Annotated in this window: 17 protein-coding genes and 2 rRNA genes; 16 read left to right on the top strand and 3 right to left on the bottom strand. The window is 72.1% G+C overall.

The window, feature by feature from the left end; genetic code table 11:
• From BUE44_RS29120 to BUE44_RS29075, 10 genes are all read left to right on the top strand, one after another.
• A 23S ribosomal RNA gene (locus tag BUE44_RS29120) occupies positions 1–97 on the top strand; the annotation flags it as partial.
• Positions 98–203: 106 nt separating this feature from the next.
• Positions 204–320, top strand: a 5S ribosomal RNA gene (gene rrf, locus BUE44_RS29115).
• Between the two features lie 82 nt (positions 321–402).
• The gene (locus BUE44_RS29110) at positions 403–1,050 is read left to right on the top strand and encodes an HAD family hydrolase (RefSeq protein WP_073501993.1); all 648 of its coding nucleotides are present in this window, start codon (positions 403–405) and stop codon (positions 1,048–1,050) included.
• A gap of 93 nt (positions 1,051–1,143) precedes the next feature.
• Entirely contained in the window at positions 1,144–2,352 is a 1,209-nt protein-coding gene (locus tag BUE44_RS29105; RefSeq protein WP_235002562.1) for an MFS transporter, read from the top strand.
• Complete coding sequence (locus BUE44_RS29100) at positions 2,321–3,511, top strand: acetoin utilization protein AcuC (protein ID WP_073501992.1); 1,191 nt, start codon at positions 2,321–2,323, stop codon at positions 3,509–3,511. Before BUE44_RS29105 ends, BUE44_RS29100 begins: the two co-directional genes overlap by 32 nt.
• A gap of 90 nt (positions 3,512–3,601) precedes the next feature.
• Positions 3,602–4,423: a phosphatase gene (locus tag BUE44_RS29095; RefSeq protein ID WP_073501991.1), complete on the top strand. Its 822-nt coding sequence runs from the start codon at positions 3,602–3,604 to the stop codon at positions 4,421–4,423.
• 128 nt (positions 4,424–4,551) lie between these two features.
• Complete coding sequence (locus tag BUE44_RS29090; protein WP_031524045.1) at positions 4,552–4,764, top strand: helix-turn-helix domain-containing protein; 213 nt, start codon at positions 4,552–4,554, stop codon at positions 4,762–4,764.
• A 30-nt stretch (positions 4,765–4,794) separates the two neighbouring features.
• Positions 4,795–4,998, top strand: a complete 204-nt coding sequence (locus tag BUE44_RS39985; RefSeq protein ID WP_456049215.1) for a 30S ribosomal protein bS22 — start codon at positions 4,795–4,797, stop codon at positions 4,996–4,998.
• A gap of 144 nt (positions 4,999–5,142) precedes the next feature.
• Positions 5,143–6,198 (top strand): NAD-dependent epimerase/dehydratase family protein, encoded by a 1,056-nt coding sequence (locus BUE44_RS29080; protein WP_073502007.1) that lies wholly within the window; start codon positions 5,143–5,145, stop codon positions 6,196–6,198.
• 47 nt (positions 6,199–6,245) lie between these two features.
• Positions 6,246–7,349: a lysophospholipid acyltransferase family protein gene (locus BUE44_RS29075; RefSeq protein ID WP_073501990.1), complete on the top strand. Its 1,104-nt coding sequence runs from the start codon at positions 6,246–6,248 to the stop codon at positions 7,347–7,349.
• Positions 7,350–7,461: 112 nt separating this feature from the next.
• On the opposite strand, the gene BUE44_RS29070 is transcribed toward BUE44_RS29075, so the two are convergent.
• The 3 genes from BUE44_RS29070 to BUE44_RS29060 form a co-directional block, all read right to left on the bottom strand.
• Positions 7,462–8,685 (bottom strand): DUF5667 domain-containing protein, encoded by a 1,224-nt coding sequence (locus BUE44_RS29070; protein WP_073501989.1) that lies wholly within the window; start codon positions 8,683–8,685, stop codon positions 7,462–7,464.
• A gap of 202 nt (positions 8,686–8,887) precedes the next feature.
• Complete coding sequence (locus BUE44_RS29065) at positions 8,888–9,691, bottom strand: ECF subfamily RNA polymerase sigma factor, BldN family (RefSeq protein ID WP_073501988.1); 804 nt, start codon at positions 9,689–9,691, stop codon at positions 8,888–8,890.
• 298 nt (positions 9,692–9,989) lie between these two features.
• Complete coding sequence (locus BUE44_RS29060; RefSeq protein ID WP_073501987.1) at positions 9,990–10,937, bottom strand: HAD family hydrolase; 948 nt, start codon at positions 10,935–10,937, stop codon at positions 9,990–9,992.
• A gap of 83 nt (positions 10,938–11,020) precedes the next feature.
• Here BUE44_RS29060 and BUE44_RS29055 point away from each other — a divergent pair, with 83 nt between their 5' ends.
• The 6 genes from BUE44_RS29055 (at position 11,021) to BUE44_RS29030 (ending at position 16,946) form a co-directional block, all read left to right on the top strand.
• Entirely contained in the window at positions 11,021–11,266 is a 246-nt protein-coding gene (locus BUE44_RS29055) for a glutaredoxin family protein (RefSeq protein WP_235002560.1), read from the top strand.
• 117 nt (positions 11,267–11,383) lie between these two features.
• The gene (locus tag BUE44_RS29050) at positions 11,384–12,100 is read left to right on the top strand and encodes a 3'-5' exonuclease (protein WP_235002558.1); all 717 of its coding nucleotides are present in this window, start codon (positions 11,384–11,386) and stop codon (positions 12,098–12,100) included.
• Positions 12,101–12,231: 131 nt separating this feature from the next.
• Positions 12,232–12,942: a redox-sensing transcriptional repressor Rex gene (locus BUE44_RS29045; RefSeq protein ID WP_073501985.1), complete on the top strand. Its 711-nt coding sequence runs from the start codon at positions 12,232–12,234 to the stop codon at positions 12,940–12,942.
• On the top strand, positions 12,939–14,279 hold the full coding sequence (locus tag BUE44_RS29040) for a glutamyl-tRNA reductase (RefSeq protein ID WP_073501984.1): 1,341 nt from the start codon (positions 12,939–12,941) through the stop codon (positions 14,277–14,279). The genes BUE44_RS29045 and BUE44_RS29040 overlap by 4 nt, the downstream gene beginning before the upstream one ends.
• The gene (hemC, locus tag BUE44_RS29035) at positions 14,272–15,255 is read left to right on the top strand and encodes a hydroxymethylbilane synthase (protein ID WP_073501983.1); all 984 of its coding nucleotides are present in this window, start codon (positions 14,272–14,274) and stop codon (positions 15,253–15,255) included. The genes BUE44_RS29040 and hemC overlap by 8 nt, the downstream gene beginning before the upstream one ends.
• Before the next feature lie 113 nt (positions 15,256–15,368).
• Complete coding sequence (locus BUE44_RS29030; RefSeq protein ID WP_073502006.1) at positions 15,369–16,946, top strand: bifunctional uroporphyrinogen-III C-methyltransferase/uroporphyrinogen-III synthase; 1,578 nt, start codon at positions 15,369–15,371, stop codon at positions 16,944–16,946.
• Positions 16,947–17,104: the final 158 nt, after the last annotated feature.

Below are 17,104 nucleotides of genomic sequence, written 5' to 3'. Positions count from 1 at the left end.
GTAAGGCTCCCAGTAGACGACTGGGTTGATAGGCCGGATGTGGAAGCCCTGTAAGGGGTGGAGCTGACCGGTACTAATAGGCCGAGGGCTTGTCCTCAGTTGCTCGCGTCCACTGTGTGGTTCTGAAACAACCAGCTACCACACTCCCGTACCACCACGATCAGTGGTGGTGTGTGTGGGGTGTGGTGTGTGTTTCATGGTGTTTCGGTGGTCATAGCGTTAGGGAAACGCCCGGTTACATTCCGAACCCGGAAGCTAAGCCTTTCAGCGCCGATGGTACTGCAGGGGGGACCCTGTGGGAGAGTAGGACACCGCCGAACAATCTTTGATAGAGCGTCAGCCCCCGTGCCATGCACGGGGGCTGACGCTTTTCTGCGTTCTGCCACCCTGTACGGTGTCGCCATGCGGTATGACCTGGTCATCTTCGACAATGACGGCGTCCTCGTGGACAGCGAGCGGATTTCCAACCGCATCCTCGCGGACTGCCTGACCGAGGCCGGGTTTCCGACGACCTTCGAGGAGTCGGTCAGGGATTTCATGGGCGCGGCCATCCACCGCGTGCACGACCTGGTGCGGGAGCGGGACGGGGGGAGCCTGCCCAAGGGGTTCGACGCCGGCTACCACGCGCGGGTCTTCGCGGCGTTCGAGCGGGAGTTGGAGCCGGTCCAGGGCGCCGGGACCGTACTGGAGAAGCTGGCGGCGGACGGGGTCGCGTACTGCCTGGCGTCGTCCGGGGGACATGAACGGATCCGGGTCGCGCTGCGGAAGACCGGGCTCTACGACCGGTTCGGGGAGCAGCGGATCTTCTCGGCGCAGGACGTGGGCCGGGGGAAGCCGGCGCCCGACCTGTTCCTGCACGCGGCCCGCACCATGGGCGTGGCGCCGGAGCGGTGTGCCGTCGTGGAGGACAGCGCGTTGGGGGTGGCGGCGGCGCGGGCGGCCGGCATGGATGTGTACGGCTACACCGCGATGACGCCGGCCGCGAAGCTCAAGGACGCGACCGCCCTCTTCGGCGGCATGGCGGAGCTGCCCGACCTGCTCTTCGGCTGACCGGGGGCCTGGCGGCGGGAAACCCGCGCGCGGGGAAGATCGTGACTCCGTGCACCTACTCAGGCGTAGCTTTCACGTCTACCGTGCACCCTTATGGACGACGACGCTCGCCCGCAGACCCTGCGGCACGGTCGCGCGGCCCTCGCGGTCAGCTTCTTCGCGCAGGGGGCGCTCTTCGCGCTGCTGGTGACCCGGATTCCGGCGATCCAGGACCGCTACGGGATCAGTGACGGGCTGCTACCGGTCTTCCTTGCCGCTGTGCCGATCCTGGCGGGGCTGGGCAGCGTGGCGACCGAGCAGCTGGTCAAGCGGGTGCGGCCGAGCGTGGTGCTGCGCTGGGTGCAGCCGCTGGTCGCGCTGGTGCTGCTCGGGCTCGGCGCCGGGGACAGCATGTGGGTGGCGGCCGTGACGCTGGCGCTGTTCGGGGTGTGCGTCGGCGGCCTGGACGCGTCGATGAACATGCTCGGGGTCAGCCTGCAACGCGCGTACGGGCGCAGCATCATGCTGGGCTTCCACGCCGCGTACAGCCTGGGCGGCATCATCGGGGCGCTGCTGGCCTGGTCGGGGGCGCACTGGCACATCTCGCTGGTGTCGCTGTACGGGCCGGTGGTGCTGGTGCTGATCCCGCTGACGCTGGTGGCGAGCCGCTGGTACCGGGACGCGGCCGACCCGGTGGAGGCGGGCGGGCAGAAGGAGACGCAGCAGGTGGTGATGCGGCTGCTGATGCCGCTCTGCCTGGTGATGGCCTTCGCGTACATCGGCGACTCGACGGTCTCCAACTGGAGCGCGAAGTACCTCCAGGACACCCTGCACAGCTCCGAGCAGCTCTCGACGGTGCCGTACGCGGTCTACATGGTCACCACGCTGCTGGGCCGCTCCGTGGGCGATTTCGGGGTGCGGCGGTTCGGTGCGGTGGCCGTGGTGCGGCTGGGGACGGTCGTGGCGATGGCGGGCTTCGCGGTGGTGGCGGTGGCACCGGGGCCGTGGGTGGGGATGCTGGGCTTCACGCTGCTCGGTTTCGGGCTGTGCGTGATCGTGCCGCAGACCTTCGCGGCGGCGGGGCGGCTCTTCCCTGGGGCGTCGGACACCGCGATCGCGCGGCTGAACGTCTTCAACTACGTCGGCTTCCTGGTCGGCTCGCCGCTGGTGGGCGCGCTGGGCGACGCGTGGAGCTACCGCGGCGCGATGCTCGTACCGATGCTGCTGGTCGGGGCGACGCTGCATTACGCCAGGTCCTTCGCCGCGGAGCCCGCCGGGTACGGTGTCGGCCATGAGCGGCCGAGCACAGTTGATGTGGGATGAGCAGGTCACCGGTTACGACTTCGGCCCCGGGCATCCGATGGACCCGGTGCGGCTGTCGCTCACCAGGAGCCTGGTGCGGGCCTTCGGGCTCGACCCGGCGCTGCGGGTGGTGGCGGCGCCCCCGGCGGGTGAGTCGACGCTGACGCTGGTGCACGATGCGGACTACGTGGCGGCGGTGCGGCGGGCGTCGCACGAGCCGGCGTCCGTACCCGCGTCGTACGGTGCCTACGCCTCGTACGGCCTCGGTACGGAGGACAATCCGGTCTTCCCGCGGATGCACGAGGTCTCCGCGCTGATCGCCGGGCAGTCGGTGGCCGCTGCGGAGGCGGTCTGGCGCGGTGAGGTGGCGCACGCGGTGAATTTCGCGGGCGGGCTGCACCATGCGATGCCGGGGGCCGCCGCGGGTTTCTGCGTCTACAACGACGCGGCCCTGGCGGTGGCGCGGCTGCTGGAGCTGGGCGTGGAGCGGGTGGCGTACGTCGACGTGGACGTGCACCACGGCGACGGGGTGCAGACGGCCTTCTGGGACGACCCGCGGGTGCTGACGATCTCGCTGCACGAGCATCCGCGGACGCTCTTCCCGAACACCGGCTGGCCCGAGGAGACGGGCGGGCCCGCGGCCGAGGGCGGCGCGGTGAACGTGGCGCTGCCGCCGGGGACGGGCGACGCGGGCTGGCTGCGGGCCTTCCACGCCGTGGTGCCCGAACTGCTGGCCGCCTTCCGGCCGCAGGTGCTGGTGAGCCAGCACGGGGCCGACACGCACGTGGAGGACCCGCTGGCGCATCTGGCGGTGTCGCTGGACGCCCAGCGGGCGGTCGCCGAGGCCTGCCACGCGCTGGCGCACGAGCACGCGGCGGGGCGCTGGGTGGCGCTGGGCGGCGGCGGTTACGCGGTGACGGACGTGGTGCCGCGGACCTGGACGCATCTGGTGGCGATCGCGGCGGGCACCCCGCTGGCGCCGGAGACGGCGGTCCCCGAGGAGTGGCGGCACGAGGTCCACGCCCGCACCAGGCGGCCCGCGCCGGCGCGGATGACGGACGGGTGCGACGCGCGCTGGACGGCCTTCGACGAGGCCGGCTACGACCCGGCGAACCGGCTGGACCAGGCGGTCCTGGCGACCAGGCGGGCGGTCTTCCCCCTGCACGGGCTGCTGCCGTGACGGACGGCTGAGCGGACGGGATCGGTACCTGTGGGGTGAATTCGGCGGTTTCCGCATGCCCTGGGCGATTCGGGCCGGGACGATCATGCTGTGGTGAGTGTCGGCGCGCTGCGCGCGCATTTGGTGGCGGCCGGGCTGGCCGGGCAGGTCGCGACGCCCCGGGAGAAGAGCCTGGCGAGCTATCGGCTGTTCGCGGCGCGCGATCCGCGGCAGACGCTGGGCCTCGACCCGGCGGGGAAGTGGACGGCGGCGGATCTGCTGCGGCTGATGGCGGACCGGTGCGGTGTCTCGCCCGATCCCGAACTGACGTCGGGGCCCGACGTGATCGACCCGGACTGTACGGTGGCAGCGCTCGACGCGTTCGCTGAGCGGCTCGCGCGGGCCGCGCATGACCGTATTCCGGTGCTCTTGGGCACAGGACATCCACATCGCCTCCTTGGTTTCTACGCATCTTTGGCGGCGGCGCTCTCGGCGGCGGGGTGTGTCGTCCTCACACCCGCGTACGGCCGGGATGTGGACATGCCCACGCAGTTCGGCGTACGCCGACATCATTTGCGGTACGTCGGAGGGGTCGCCGTGGTCCGCCCGGTGGACACGGAGGGTGACGGACCGCCGGTCGAGCAGGGTGCGCACACCCACTCGCCGCTGCCCGTCAGAGCGGCTCTCGCGGCGGCCGCGGAACAGGGCGGAATGCTGCCGGGACTGGTCGTCGGCGACCACGGATTCGTATGCGGCGCAGGTCAGTTGGGCATCGAGGCGATCGGCCTCGCGGACGCCGACGACCCGGCGGTTTTCGTGGCCGAGGCGGAGGGCAGCGTATCGGTCGCGGTGCCGGTGGACGATGCCGTCAGGTCCGATTACTACCGGCCATTGACGCGCTACGTGCTCAAGCGTGCCTGGTTGTCCCAGTAGTCAACCATGGGCAACTCCTCTTCCCCACTTACCTCATGCGCCCCTAATCTGTGGGGGAGCGCACACACCGCTTTGAGTCGCCGGAGGGGAAGCCGGTGCCCGGCGTGTGCGGAAGGTTCAGGTGTGACATGGCTACTACAGAAACCCGACCTCTCAACGAGGTCGTTTTCCTCACCGTCGCCGAAGTGGCGGCGGTGATGCGGGTGTCGAAGATGACGGTGTACCGCCTGGTGCACAGCGGTCATCTGCCGGCGATTCGCGTGGGCCGTTCGTTCCGGGTTCCGGAGCAGGCCGTCCACGAGTACCTGCGCGAGTCCTACGTGGGGGTGGAATCTGCCTGAGAAGGCCCTGACGGGCAGACGACCGTCCGCGTGGGCCTCGTTTATGCCCGCCCGCTCCGGGCGGGTAGGCTTGGCCGACGTAGGTCGTGTGGGCTCGGACGCCCCGCACCGAGTGAAACCGAAGCGAGGGTAGTCGTGGGCTCTGTCATCAAGAAGCGGCGTAAGCGTATGGCCAAGAAGAAGCACCGCAAGCTTCTGAAGCGGACGCGCGTTCAGCGCCGCAACAAGAAGTAAGCGGGCGACTTTCCGCCGCACTTCCTGCCCTCCCCCACCGCCTTCCGGCGGCTGGGGGAGGGCAGTGGCATGTCGGGGGGCGCGCGGGGGAGGCGCAAGGGATACGGTGCGGGTATTCCCCGAGGAAGGCGCTGAACCGTGGGCGTGGGCAAGGTGGTGCTCGTCACAGGCGCCGCGCGGCAGCTCGGCAGCCGGTTCGTCCGGCGTATCCAGCACGACCCCGAGGTCGAGCGGGTCGTCGCGGTCGACGCGGTGCCGCCGGAGCATGACCTGGGCGGTGCGGAGTTCGTCAGGACCGACATCCGGCAGCCGATGATCGCCAAGGTGCTGGCACAGCACTCGGTCGACACGGTGGTGCACCTGGACGTCACCGGCAGCACCCCGCTGGGCGCCGGCGGCCGGACGCAGGTCAAGGAGACCAACGTCATCGGCACCATGCAGCTGCTCGGCGCCTGCCAGAAGGCGCCGACCGTGCGGCGGCTGGTCGTCAAGTCCACCACCAGCGTCTACGGCTCCGCGCCGCGCGACCCCGCGGTCTTCCGCGAGACCACCCCGGTCAAGTCGCTGCCCAGCGGCGGCTTCGCGAAGGACGCCGTCGAGGTCGAGGGGTACGTACGCGGCTTCGCCCGCCGCCGCCCCGACGTCGCGGTGGCGGTGCTGCGCTTCGCGAACATCCTCGGGCCCGACGCGGACACCCCGCTCGCGGAGTTCTTCGCGCTGCCGGTGCTGCCGACCGTCTTCGGCTACGACCCCCGGCTGCAGTTCGTGCACCAGGACGACGTCCTGGCCGTCCTCGTGCTGGCCGCGCTGGAAGCCCGCCGCGGCACCCTCAACAGCGGCACGTTCAACATCGCGGGTGACGGGGTGCTGCTGCTCTCGCAGACCGCCAGGCGGCTCGGCAAGCCCACCGTGCCGGTGCTGCTGCCCGCGGTCACCTGGATCGGGCAGCTGCTGCGTACCGCCGGCGTCACCGACTTCGCGCCCGAGCAGATCCGGCTCCTCACCCACGGGCGGGTGGTCGACACCACCGAGATGCGGGACACCCTCGGCTTCGAGCCGGCGTACACGACCGCCGAGACCTTCCACGACTTCGCCCTCGGCCACGGCCCCGGGCTGCTGCCCCCCGCCCGGCTCGCGGCGGCGGTCGACCGGCTCGCGGCGGCCGTGGGCACGGATACGGACACGGGGGTGCGGCGGTGACGGACGGCGTGAATGCTTCGGAGACCTCAGGAGAAGGAGCAGGGACCATGGCCGACGCCAAGGTGATCCCGTTCGACGAGGACTCGCGCGGCCGGCGCGGCGCCGGGCGCGCCCGCGCCAGGACCCGCAAGGCCGCGGCCCCCGCGGCGGGAAAGGCCGCCGACGGCCCGCAGCCGCCGCTCGCGGCCGTGCCGGCGGCCGGGATTCCCGCCCAGGCGGACGGCGGGCGTCCCGCCGACCCGCCACCCACCGCCGAGGCGCCCTCGGACCTCGCGGGGGCGTTCGGCGCCGTCGCCGACCGGGTGCTCGGCGGCGACTGGGAGCGCAAGGTCGCCTCGGGGCTGGCCTTCCTGCGGCGCCGGGTCACCGGGGACTACGAGGTCGACGAGTTCGGCTACGACGCCGAGCTGACCGACCAGGTGCTGATGTCGCTGCTGCGGCCGGTCTTCGGTGCCTACTTCCGGGTCGAGGTCCGCGGCATCGAGAACATCCCCGCGGAAGGCGGTGCGCTGGTCGTCTCCAACCACTCGGGCACCCTGCCGCTGGACGGCCTGATGACCCAGGTCGCCGTCCACGACCACCACCCGGCAGGCCGCCACCTGCGGCTGCTCGCCGCCGACCTGGTCTTCATGCTCCCGCTGGTCAACGAGCTGGCCCGCAAGCTCGGCCACACGCTGGCCTGCACCGAGGACGCGGAGGTCCTGCTGCAGCGCGGCGAGGTCGTCGGGGTCATGCCCGAGGGCTTCAAGGGCCTCGGGAAGCCCTTCGCCGACCGCTACAAGCTGCAGCGGTTCGGGCGCGGCGGATTCGTCGCGACGGCGCTGAAGACGAAGGTGCCGATCGTGCCGTGCTCCGTGGTGGGGGCGGAGGAGATCTACCCGATGCTCGGGAACTCCCGCACGATGGCGCGGCTGCTGGGGGTGCCCTACTTCCCACTGACGCCGACCTTCCCCTGGCTGGGAGCCGCGGGACTGGTCCCGCTGCCCACCAAGTGGGTCATCCAGTTCGGCGAGCCCATCCCGACCGACGGCTACCCGCCGGAGGCGGCGGAGGACCCGATGCTGGTCTTCAACCTGACCGACCAGGTGCGCGAGACGATCCAGCACACGCTGTACGAACTCCTCGTGCAGCGGCGGTCCGTCTTCTTCTGACGGCGGGCGCGCGGTTCCCCGCGCCCCCGGTGGCTCGCCCTCCCAGCGGAGGGCGGGCCTTTTTTCGGGAACGCGGGGAAAGTCGGTGCGCTGGGTCCTGTCCGACAGGTCCCTAGTTCTCGTCGTCCGTGGTCGTGCCCAGGCCCAGGCCCGGGAGAAGGCCCGGAAGGAGCGGGGGAAGGGTCACGGAGTGGTCGGAGGGGGCTGTGGGTGAAGGGGAATTCGGGGTGGGGAGGGTCGGGAGCGGCCCCAGGGGGTTGGTGCCGCCGATGAGGCCGCTCGACGGCGTCGAGCCGGACGGCGACGGGGTCGCGCTGCGGGTCTCGGGACCGCCCGAGCCGGGTGTGGCGGAGGACGGGGCGGACGGGGCCGACGGTGTGCCGCCGGACGGGTCGGAGCCCTTGGGGCCCGAGCCGCGGTGGGTGTGCCCGTCCTGCTCGGTCTTGGGCAGCAGTCCCTGGAGCGGCGCGACTTCCTGGTCTATGGCGTCGAAGACCGAGGAGACCTGCTCGGAGACGTCGGTGAGCTGGCCGGGCAGCTTGCCCCGCAGATCGGTCCAGCCCTGCCGGTGCGCCGCCGCGAAGGAGTTGAGCGTCTCGATCGGCTGGAGCGAGCCGTCCTCCTGGTAGGCCTGGCTGAGCAGCCGGTGGCCCTCGGCGGCCTCCTGGTGCATGCCCGACAGGGCCTTGCGCACCTCGGAGACCGACTCGTCGTCGAGGTGGCCGCCCCGCCCCCGGTCCATGAGGCGGCGGGCCTCCTGGAGGCGTGTGGAGGCCATGTCGAGGTAGACCTTGCCGCGGGACGCGTCGCCGCTGGCCATGTCGAGCTTGAGGTCCTCCATGCCGCGTTTGAGGCCGTAGAGGGTGTCGCCGGGCAGCGCGTGGGTGCTGGCCGCGGCGACCCCGCCGAGCGCGCCTGCGGCGACGCCGACGGTGAGGCCGCCGACGGCGAGCCGGCGGGTGAGCCGGCTGCCCGGGGTGAGGCGGCGCAGCCGGTGGCTGCCGCCCTGCCCGTCGCCGCGCTGCTCGGGCAGCCGGGCGGCGACCGGGAAGCTGCCGTCGGCGAGCGCCTGCTCCATCGCGGCGATCAGCTGCGCGCGCTGGACGGTCTTGCGCTCGGGGTCGAGCGCGGGCCGCGGCTGCTCGGCGAGCGCGTTGGCCAGCGCGAGCAGTGCCCCCTGCTCGGGGTCGGCGTGCCGGGCCGCGGCATGGCTGCCGTGTGCGCCGGACGTGCCCTGCCGGCGCTCCGCTGCCCCGGTCTCCTCCTGGACGGCCGCGTCCTCAAGGGCCTGGGCGAAGGCGTTCGCCCGGCGGTGTGCCGTTGCCTGTCCGATCACGGGCGGCACCTCCTCTCGTCATCCACACTCGACTCCCCGTGCCGCCCGTGGGTTGCGCTGCCTGCCGGCTTGCACCCGATCGAGTGAAACGCGGCGGACCGCGTATGGCGGAGTCAGGCACAAAGTTGTCTCCATGTGAAGCAACGAGCGCCGCGCCAGTTGGGTTACGCAGGTGTGATGATCGTCCGGGGCCACCGAGGTCTCATCTCGCGTCGTCGGGCAGGAGCCTGGCCAGCGTACGCACGGCCCGGTATTGCAGGGTCTTGATCGCGCCCTCGTTCTTGCCCATGACCCGGGCGGTCTCGGCCACCGACAGGCCCTGCAGGAAGCGCAGGGTCACGCACTCCTGCTGCTGCGGGTTGAGCTTGCGGACCGCGGTCAGCAGCGCCTCGTTGGACAGCGACTCCAGGACGGAGTCCTCGGGGCTGCGGGCGACCTCGTTGGCGTCGAGCATTTCACCGGTGGTCACTTCCAGCCGGAAACGGCTCGACTTGAAGTGGTCGGCGACCAGGTTGCGGGCGATGGTGACCAGCCACGCGCCGAAGTCGCGGCCCTGCCAGGTGAAGGTGCCGATCCTGCGCAGCGCACGCAGGAAGGTCTCGCTGGTCAGGTCCTCGGCGGTGGCCTTGGACCCGACCCGGTAGTAGATGTAGCGGTAGACCGTGTCGCTGTAGTGGTCGTACAGCCGCCCGAAGGCCTCGGTCTCGCCGTCCTGGGCGCGCTCGACCAGGTCCATCATGCGGCCCGAGTCGGTGTCCGAGGCGGGGCGGCGTGGGTGGGTGCCCGGGGCTGCGGCGTTCGTACCGGCCGCGCCCGAGCTGTTGCGGGTGCGTCTGCCTGCGGCTGTGCTGACTTCGGCCAGCGCGTACGCCGGGCCGGGGACGGTGGGACCTGACGTGGCGAGGGTGGGCAGGGCGTACGCGGGGACTGTGCGCATCAGTCGGTCGAGCACCAGTGCGCGCAACGCAGCCAGGCCGGAGGTGTCAACCCCGTCGTGTGGGTACACGGGACTCCCAGAGGCAGAACTTCCATCACGTGCAGTACGGGACCGTTCACCCGTCGTGGCGACGCGTGGGTTCCGGATTGCGTCTGAGGAGAATAACGCTTCGTACAGGCGACGCTACACCGAGTTGCGCAAATCGCCGTTTGCGCCACTTCCTGTACGGAATGATGATCGACCAATTATCGAACAGAAGGCCCTTGTTGACCACTTCCGTTCGTGAACAGCTCGCGCAGAGGCCGTGTTGTGAGCGTGTGGGTGGCCGCGCGAGCCGTCCCGCTGCCGTATTACCGGCGCACCCTTGTCACTTGCCGCGGCGGCGGCTGATCGCGATCGCCGCGGCGGCGCCGCCCGCGACCGCGCCCATGCCGGCGGCGGCGGGGACGCCGATCTTCACGGCCTTGCGCCCGGTGCGGTAGTCGCGCAGCCGCCATCCCTCGGCTCGGGCGTGTCTGCGCAGCCTGCCGTCCGGGTTGATCGCGTACGGGTGGCCGACCAGGGACAGTATCGGGATGTCGTTGTGCGAGTCGCTGTAGGCGGCGCAGAGCGACAGGTCGAGGTCCTCGGCGGCCGCCAGCGCCCGGACCGCCTCGGCCTTCGCCGGGCCGTGCAGCGGCTCGCCGACCAGCCGGCCGGTGTAGACGCCGTCGACCGACTCGGCGACCGTGCCGAGCGCGCCGGTCAGGCCGAGCCTGCGGGCGATGATCGTGGCGGTCTCCACCGGCGCGGCGGTGACCAGCCAGACCCGCTGGCCGGCGTCCAGGTGCGCCTGCGCCAGGGCGCGGGTGCCCGGCCAGATCTTCGCTGCCATGTACTCGTCGTAGATTTCCTCGCCGATGGACATCAGCTCCTCGACGCGGTGTCCCTTGACGATGGACAGGGCGCTGTCGCGGGCGTCCTGCATGTGCTCGGGGTCCTCGGCGCCGGCCATCCGGAAGTACGCCTGCTGCCAGGCGAAGCGCACCAGGTCGCGGGTGTCGAAGAAATGCCGTTTGTACAGGCCGCGGCCGAAGTGGAAGAGCGCGGCGCCCTGCATCACGGTGTTGTCGAGGTCGAAGAACGCGGCGGCCCTGGGGTCGCCTGCGACCGGGAAGGCCGGTTCCGCGGGCTTCTCGTCGCCCGCGGGAGCGGTTTCCGGCCGGGGCTTCGTCGCGAGTGTCGCCTCCGCGGCGGCGGCGGCGGCCTCGCCGGCCAGCACGCTCCGCTCCGTGGCGGACTGCCTGCGCGGGGTGAGCCATCTGAGAGCGGCCATAGCGCGAGCATAACGACCCAGTGCGACATGGCCGGTTCGGCCACGGTGCCGGCACGTGAACCGCAGGCGTCACAATGAGCCGTATGACGACTGCGAGGACCGTGACGCTGATCGGGAAGCCCGGGTGCCACCTGTGCGACGAGGCGCGCGCCGTGGTGGCGGAAGTCGCCGCCGCGACCGGGGCGGTCGTGGTGGAGCAGGACATCACCCAGGACGCGGAGCTGCACCGCCGCTACTGGGAGCAGATCCCCGTCGTCCTGGTGGACGGGGAGCAGCACACCTTCTGGCGTGTCGACCCCGCCCGGCTGCGCCGCGCGCTGGCCGCCTGACCTCTCGCCGCGCGCGCCCCCGCGCCCCTGGAGTCCGCCGCCCGAGGCATATGACGGAATCGGGTAGGATCGTGGTCGTTTTGTACGACCGGGGGCGATGTGTGAGGAGCGTGCCGAGTGCCCTCGGTGGTGAGGACCGCGGCGAGCGGCTACGCGGTGGTGGACGTCGAGACGACGGGTTCGTCGTCGAAGCGGCACCGGGTGGTGGAGCTGGCGCTCGTGCTGCTGGACCGCGACCTGGAGCCCGAGGGTGAGTTCAGCACCCTCGTCGACCCGCAGGGCCCGGTCGGCCCCACGCACATCCACGGCATCGAGCCGGCGCACCTGGGCGGCGCGCCGCGCTTCGCGGGGATAGCCGCCCGGCTGCTGGCACTGCTGCGCGGCCGGGTCCTGGTCGGGCACAACGTCGGCTGCGACCGCGCCTTCCTGGCCGCCGAATACGCCCGGATCGGCGTACGCCTGCCGGCCGTGCCCGAGATGTGCACCATGCGGATGGCCGCCGAGCTGCGCGGCGAACACCCCGCCCCCTCCGGGCTGTCGCTGGTCGCCTGCGCGCAGGCGCTGGGGGTGACCGGCTGGGCCCCGCACACCGCGCTCGGCGACGCCCGCGCCACAGCGGCGCTTTTCGGCCACTTTGTGGCGCGGTCCCGTACGGCCGCCGGCGGCGCGGACGGAATCGGCGGTTCCGGACCGGAGCGGCAGTTGTTGCAGGCTGCAGGTGTCCGCTGGCCGGAGGCCCCCGGCCTGCCGGTGGCCGCTGACGCGCTCTGGAAGCGCCGCAGCAACGATTCGTCACGGCAACACGTGCCCAATGTCCGGAATGGGAGTGCGTGATGCCCATCACTTCCGCCGGGCAAAACGGACACCATCTTTGTGCACGCGTTCACAAAGACATAGCCTGGCACGCACGGGGCGGCTCCAAAGACCGTGGTCGCCCTCAGCCCAGCTCTACCCGCAGGAGCACCGTGGCAACTGGCCGATCGCACCGACCGGCGACCCGCAGCCGAGGAATTCCCGAGGCCACCGTCGCCAGGCTTCCGCTGTACCTGCGGGCGCTGACCGCTCTGTCCGAGCGCTCCGTGCCCACCGTGTCCTCGGAGGAGCTCGCCGCCGCGGCCGGGGTCAACTCGGCCAAGCTGCGCAAGGACTTCTCCTACCTCGGCTCGTACGGCACCAGGGGCGTCGGCTACGACGTCGAATACCTCGTCTACCAGATCAGCCGGGAGCTGGGCCTCACCCAGGACTGGCCGGTCGTCATCGTCGGTATCGGCAACCTGGGCGCCGCCCTCGCCAACTACGGCGGGTTCGCCTCCCGCGGCTTCCGCGTCGCGGCCCTGCTGGACGCCGACGCGGCACTGGCCGGACGGCTCGTCGCGGGACTGCCCGTACGGCACATCGACGAGCTCGAAGCGATCGTCGTCGACAACCAGGTCTCGATCGGGGTCATCGCGACTCCGGCCGGCGCCGCACAGGAGGTCACCGACCGGCTGGTCAACGCCGGGGTGACCTCGATCCTCAACTTCGCCCCCACCGTGCTGTCGGTGCCGGACGGCGTGGACGTACGCAAGGTCGACCTGTCCATCGAGCTGCAGATCCTCGCCTTCCACGAACAGCGCAAGGCCGGAGAAGGACGCCAGGAGCCCGACGGGGATGTTCCCGCCGTGATGCCCGCATGAGTCTGCTGGTCGTCGGGCTCTCGCACCGCAGCGCGCCGGTGAGCGTGCTGGAGCGGGCCGCGCTCACCGAGGACGCGCGCGCCAAGCTGCTGCAGGACACGCTGGCCGCCGAGCCCGCGAGCGAAGCGGTGGCGCTGTCCACCTGCAACCGCATCGAGCTGTACGCCGACGTCGACAAATTCCACGCCGGTGTCGCCGAGCTGTCCACGCTGCTCGCCCAGCACAGCGGCGTCGGGCTGGACGAGCTGACCCCGTATCTCTACGTGCACTACGAGGACCGGGCCGTCCACCACCTGCTGTCGGTGGCCTGCGGGCTCGACTCGATGGTCGTCGGCGAGGGCCAGATCCTCGGCCAGATCAAGGACGCCCTCGCGGTCGGCCAGGAGCTGCACACCGCGGGACGGCTGCTCAACGACCTTTTCCAGCAGGCCCTGCGGGTCGGCAAGCGCGCCCACTCCGAGACCGGCATCGACCGGGCGGGCCAGTCCCTGGTCACCTTCGGCCTGGCCCAGCTCGCCCCCGCCACCGGCGCCCTGGAGGGCAGGCGCGCCGTCGTCGTCGGCGCCGGCTCCATGTCGTCGCTGGCCGCCGCCACGCTGGCCCGCGCCGGTGTCGCCCGCCTGACCATCGCCAACCGCACCCCCGAGCGGGCCGTCCGGCTCGCCGCCCAGCTCACCGAGCAGGGCACCCAGGCGCAGGCGGTGAGCATGACCCGGCTCGCGGCCGCGCTCGCCGACGCCGACATCGTGGTGTCCTGTACCGGCTCCACCGGCCTGGTGCTCACCGCCGACGACCTGCGGGCCGCCGGCCGGCCGCTGGCCGTACTGGACCTGGCCATGCCGCGGGACGTCGACCCGGCCGCGCACGACCTCGACGGTGTGGCGCTCGCCGACATCGAGTCGCTGGCCGCCGCGTCCGCCGCCGCGCCGATGGCCGCCGACGTGGACGCCGTCCAGGCGATCGTCGCCGAGGAGGTCGCCGCCTTCGGCGCCGCCCAGCGCGCCGCCCGGATCACCCCCACGGTGGTGGCGCTGCGGGCGATGGCCGCCGATGTCGTGGCGGGTGAACTTTCCCGGCTCGACGGTAGGCTGCCCGATCTGGACGACAAGCAGCGCGCGGAGATCACCCAGACCGTGCGCCGCGTCGTCGACAAGCTCCTGCACGCGCCGACGGTGCGGGTCAAGCAGCTCGCGGGCGAGCCCGGCGGCGCCGGCTATGCCGACGCGCTGCGCGAACTCTTCGACCTCGACCCGCAGGCGGTCGCCGCCGTCAGCCGGGCCGAAACCCCGCGGCCTCCGGCCCGGGTGCCCAACCGAATTGAGGGCGGCAATGAATAACCCGAGTGCCCCGGACAAGGGGCGCGAGGACGCGCTGCGGCTTGGCACGCGCAAGAGCAAGCTGGCGATGGCCCAGTCCGGCATGGTGGCCGACGAGGTCCGCCGGCTGACCGGACGTGACGTCCGCCTCGTGGAGATCACCACCTACGGCGACGTCTCACGGGAGAGTCTGGCCCAGATCGGCGGCACCGGCGTCTTCGTCTCGGCGCTGCGCGACGCGCTGCTCGCCGGCGAGATCGACTTCGCCGTGCACAGCCTCAAGGACCTGCCCACCGCCGCCCCCGACGGGCTGACGCTGGCCGCGATCCCGGTCCGCGAGGACCCGCGGGACGCGCTGGTCGCCAGGGACGGCCTGACCTTCGCGACGCTGCCGTCCGGCGCCAGGATCGGCACCGGGTCGCCGCGCCGGATGGCGCAGCTCAACGCGTGGGCGCGGTCACACGGACTCGACGTCGAGACGGTACCGATCCGTGGCAACGTTGACACCAGGATCGGGTACGTTACTTCCGGCGAGCTCGACGCCGTCGTGCTCGCCGCCGCCGGGCTGAACCGCATCGGCAGGATCGCGGAGGCGACCGAGCTGATCGCCGCCGACACCGTCCTGCCCGCCCCCGGCCAGGGGGCACTGGCCGTCGAGTGCGCCGCTTCCCACCCGGAGCTGGCCGCACAGCTCGCCGGGCTCGACGACCCGTTCACCCGGGTCGCCGTGACCGTCGAGCGATCCCTGCTCGCCGCCCTCGAGGCCGGCTGCAGCGCCCCTGTGGGCGCGCTGGCCGACCTTGTGGACGACGGGCAGACTACCGAGCTGCGCCTGCGCGGCGTCGTCGGCACCACCGACGGCACCTCGCTGGTGCAGATGTCCATCACCGGTCCCGTACCGGCGTCCGACGACGAAGCGCGCGCCCTGGGCCGCGAACTCGCCGCTGAGATGCTCGCCAAGGGTGCGGCCGGTCTTATGGGGGAGCGCGCACTTTGAACCCCGCCGCCGTCGCTGCAACGACGAACACCGCCGCCGGTACGGCCCTTTCGGCCGGCACCGCCGCAAGTCCCGGCTCCGCCGGGCGGTCCGCAACCGGTCACGTCACCTTCCTGGGTGCCGGGCCCGGTGACCCCGGGCTGCTGACCCTGCGCGCCGTCGAAGCGCTCGCCCGCGCCGACCTGCTGGTCGGCGACAGGCCCGTGCTCGACGTCGTACGCACCCACGCCCGCGCGGATGTGGGCACGGCGGAACCGGCCGTGGACGGCGAGGTGTTGGACACCACCGCCATTGCCGATGCCGCCTCACAGCTTGTCATGGCGTCCGCGCGGACCGGCAAGCGGGTGGTGCGTGCGGTGGTCGGCGACCCCGGCCTCGACTCCTGCGCCGCCGCCGAGATGCTGGCCTGCGCCCGGGCGGGCATCCCCTTCGAGGTCGTGCCCGGCATCGCCAGCGCGGTGGGCGTGCCCGCCTACGCCGGGGTGCCGCTCAGCGGCGACGTGCGCTTCGTGGACGCCGCCACCGCCTCCGACCGCTGCTGGAGCGAGGTCGGCGCCAGCGACGCCACGCTGGTGGTCTCCACGACGCTGCAGACCGTCGCCGCGATGGCCGCCGAGCTGATCGGCTCGGGCCGCAAGCCCGACACCCAGCTGTCGGTCACCGTCGCCGGCACCACCACCCGGCAGCGCACCTGGACCGCGACACTGGCCACCATCGCCGCCGAGCTGAAGGCGACCAAGGCGCTGCCCACGCCCGAGGGCCCGATCGCGGCGATAGCCGTGGTCGGGGAGCGGGCCGGCCAGCACGAGCAGTTGTCGTGGTTCGAGACCAAGCCGCTGTTCGGCTGGCGGGTGCTCGTACCGCGGACCAAGGAGCAGGCCGCGTCGCTCTCCGACCAGCTGCGCTCGTACGGAGCGGTGCCGCACGAGGTGCCGACCATCGCGGTGGAGCCGCCGCGTACCCCGCAGCAGATGGAGCGCGCGGTCAAGGGCCTGGTCACCGGGCGCTATGAGTGGATCGCCTTCACCTCCGTCAACGCGGTCAAGGCCGTGCGGGAGAAGTTCGAGGAGTACGGCCTGGACGCCCGCGCCTTCGCGGGGATAAAGGTCGCCGCGGTCGGCGAGCAGACCGCCCAGTCGCTGGTCGAGTTCGGCGTCAAGCCCGACCTGGTGCCCAGCGGCGAGCAGTCCGCCGCCGGACTCCTGGAGGACTGGCCGCCCTACGACCCGGTCTTCGACCCGATCGACCGCGTCTTCCTGCCGCGCGCCGACATCGCCACCGAGACGCTGGTGGCCGGGCTGGTCGAACTGGGCTGGGAGGTCGACGACGTCACCGCCTACCGGACCGTACGGGCGTCGCCCCCGCCGGCCGACACCCGCGAGGCCATCAAGGGCGGCGGCTTCGACGCGGTGCTCTTCACCTCGTCCTCGACCGTGCGGAATCTTGTCGGCATCGCCGGCAAGCCGCACAACGTCACGGTCATCGCCTGTATCGGCCCGGCGACGGCCAAGACGGCGGAGGAGCACGGGCTCCGGGTCGACGTGATGGCTCCCGAGCCGTCCGTCCATGCCCTCGCCCAGGCCCTGGCCGACTTCGGCCTGGCCCGCCGCCAGGCCGCCGGCGCCGCCGGCGACCCCGTCACCCGCCCCAGCGAACGCCGCCCCGGCGCCCGCCGCCGCACCCGCGTCTGACCCGCGCCTCCTCCCGGGCGGCCTCTGCGCGGGGAGGCGCCCTCCAGGGGCGCGAGGCTGCATCTGATGCGCGGCCGGCGCCGCATGGGCGCGACCATCCCCCAGAGCTTCGCCTGGGAGGTGCCCCCGCGACGGGCTGCACGTCGCCACCGTGCGGA

Origin of the sequence: Actinacidiphila paucisporea (genome assembly GCF_900142575.1) — a bacterium.
Classification (GTDB): Bacteria; Actinomycetota; Actinomycetes; order Streptomycetales; family Streptomycetaceae; genus Actinacidiphila; species Actinacidiphila paucisporea.
This window is presented reverse-complemented; position numbering and strand designations above follow the sequence as displayed.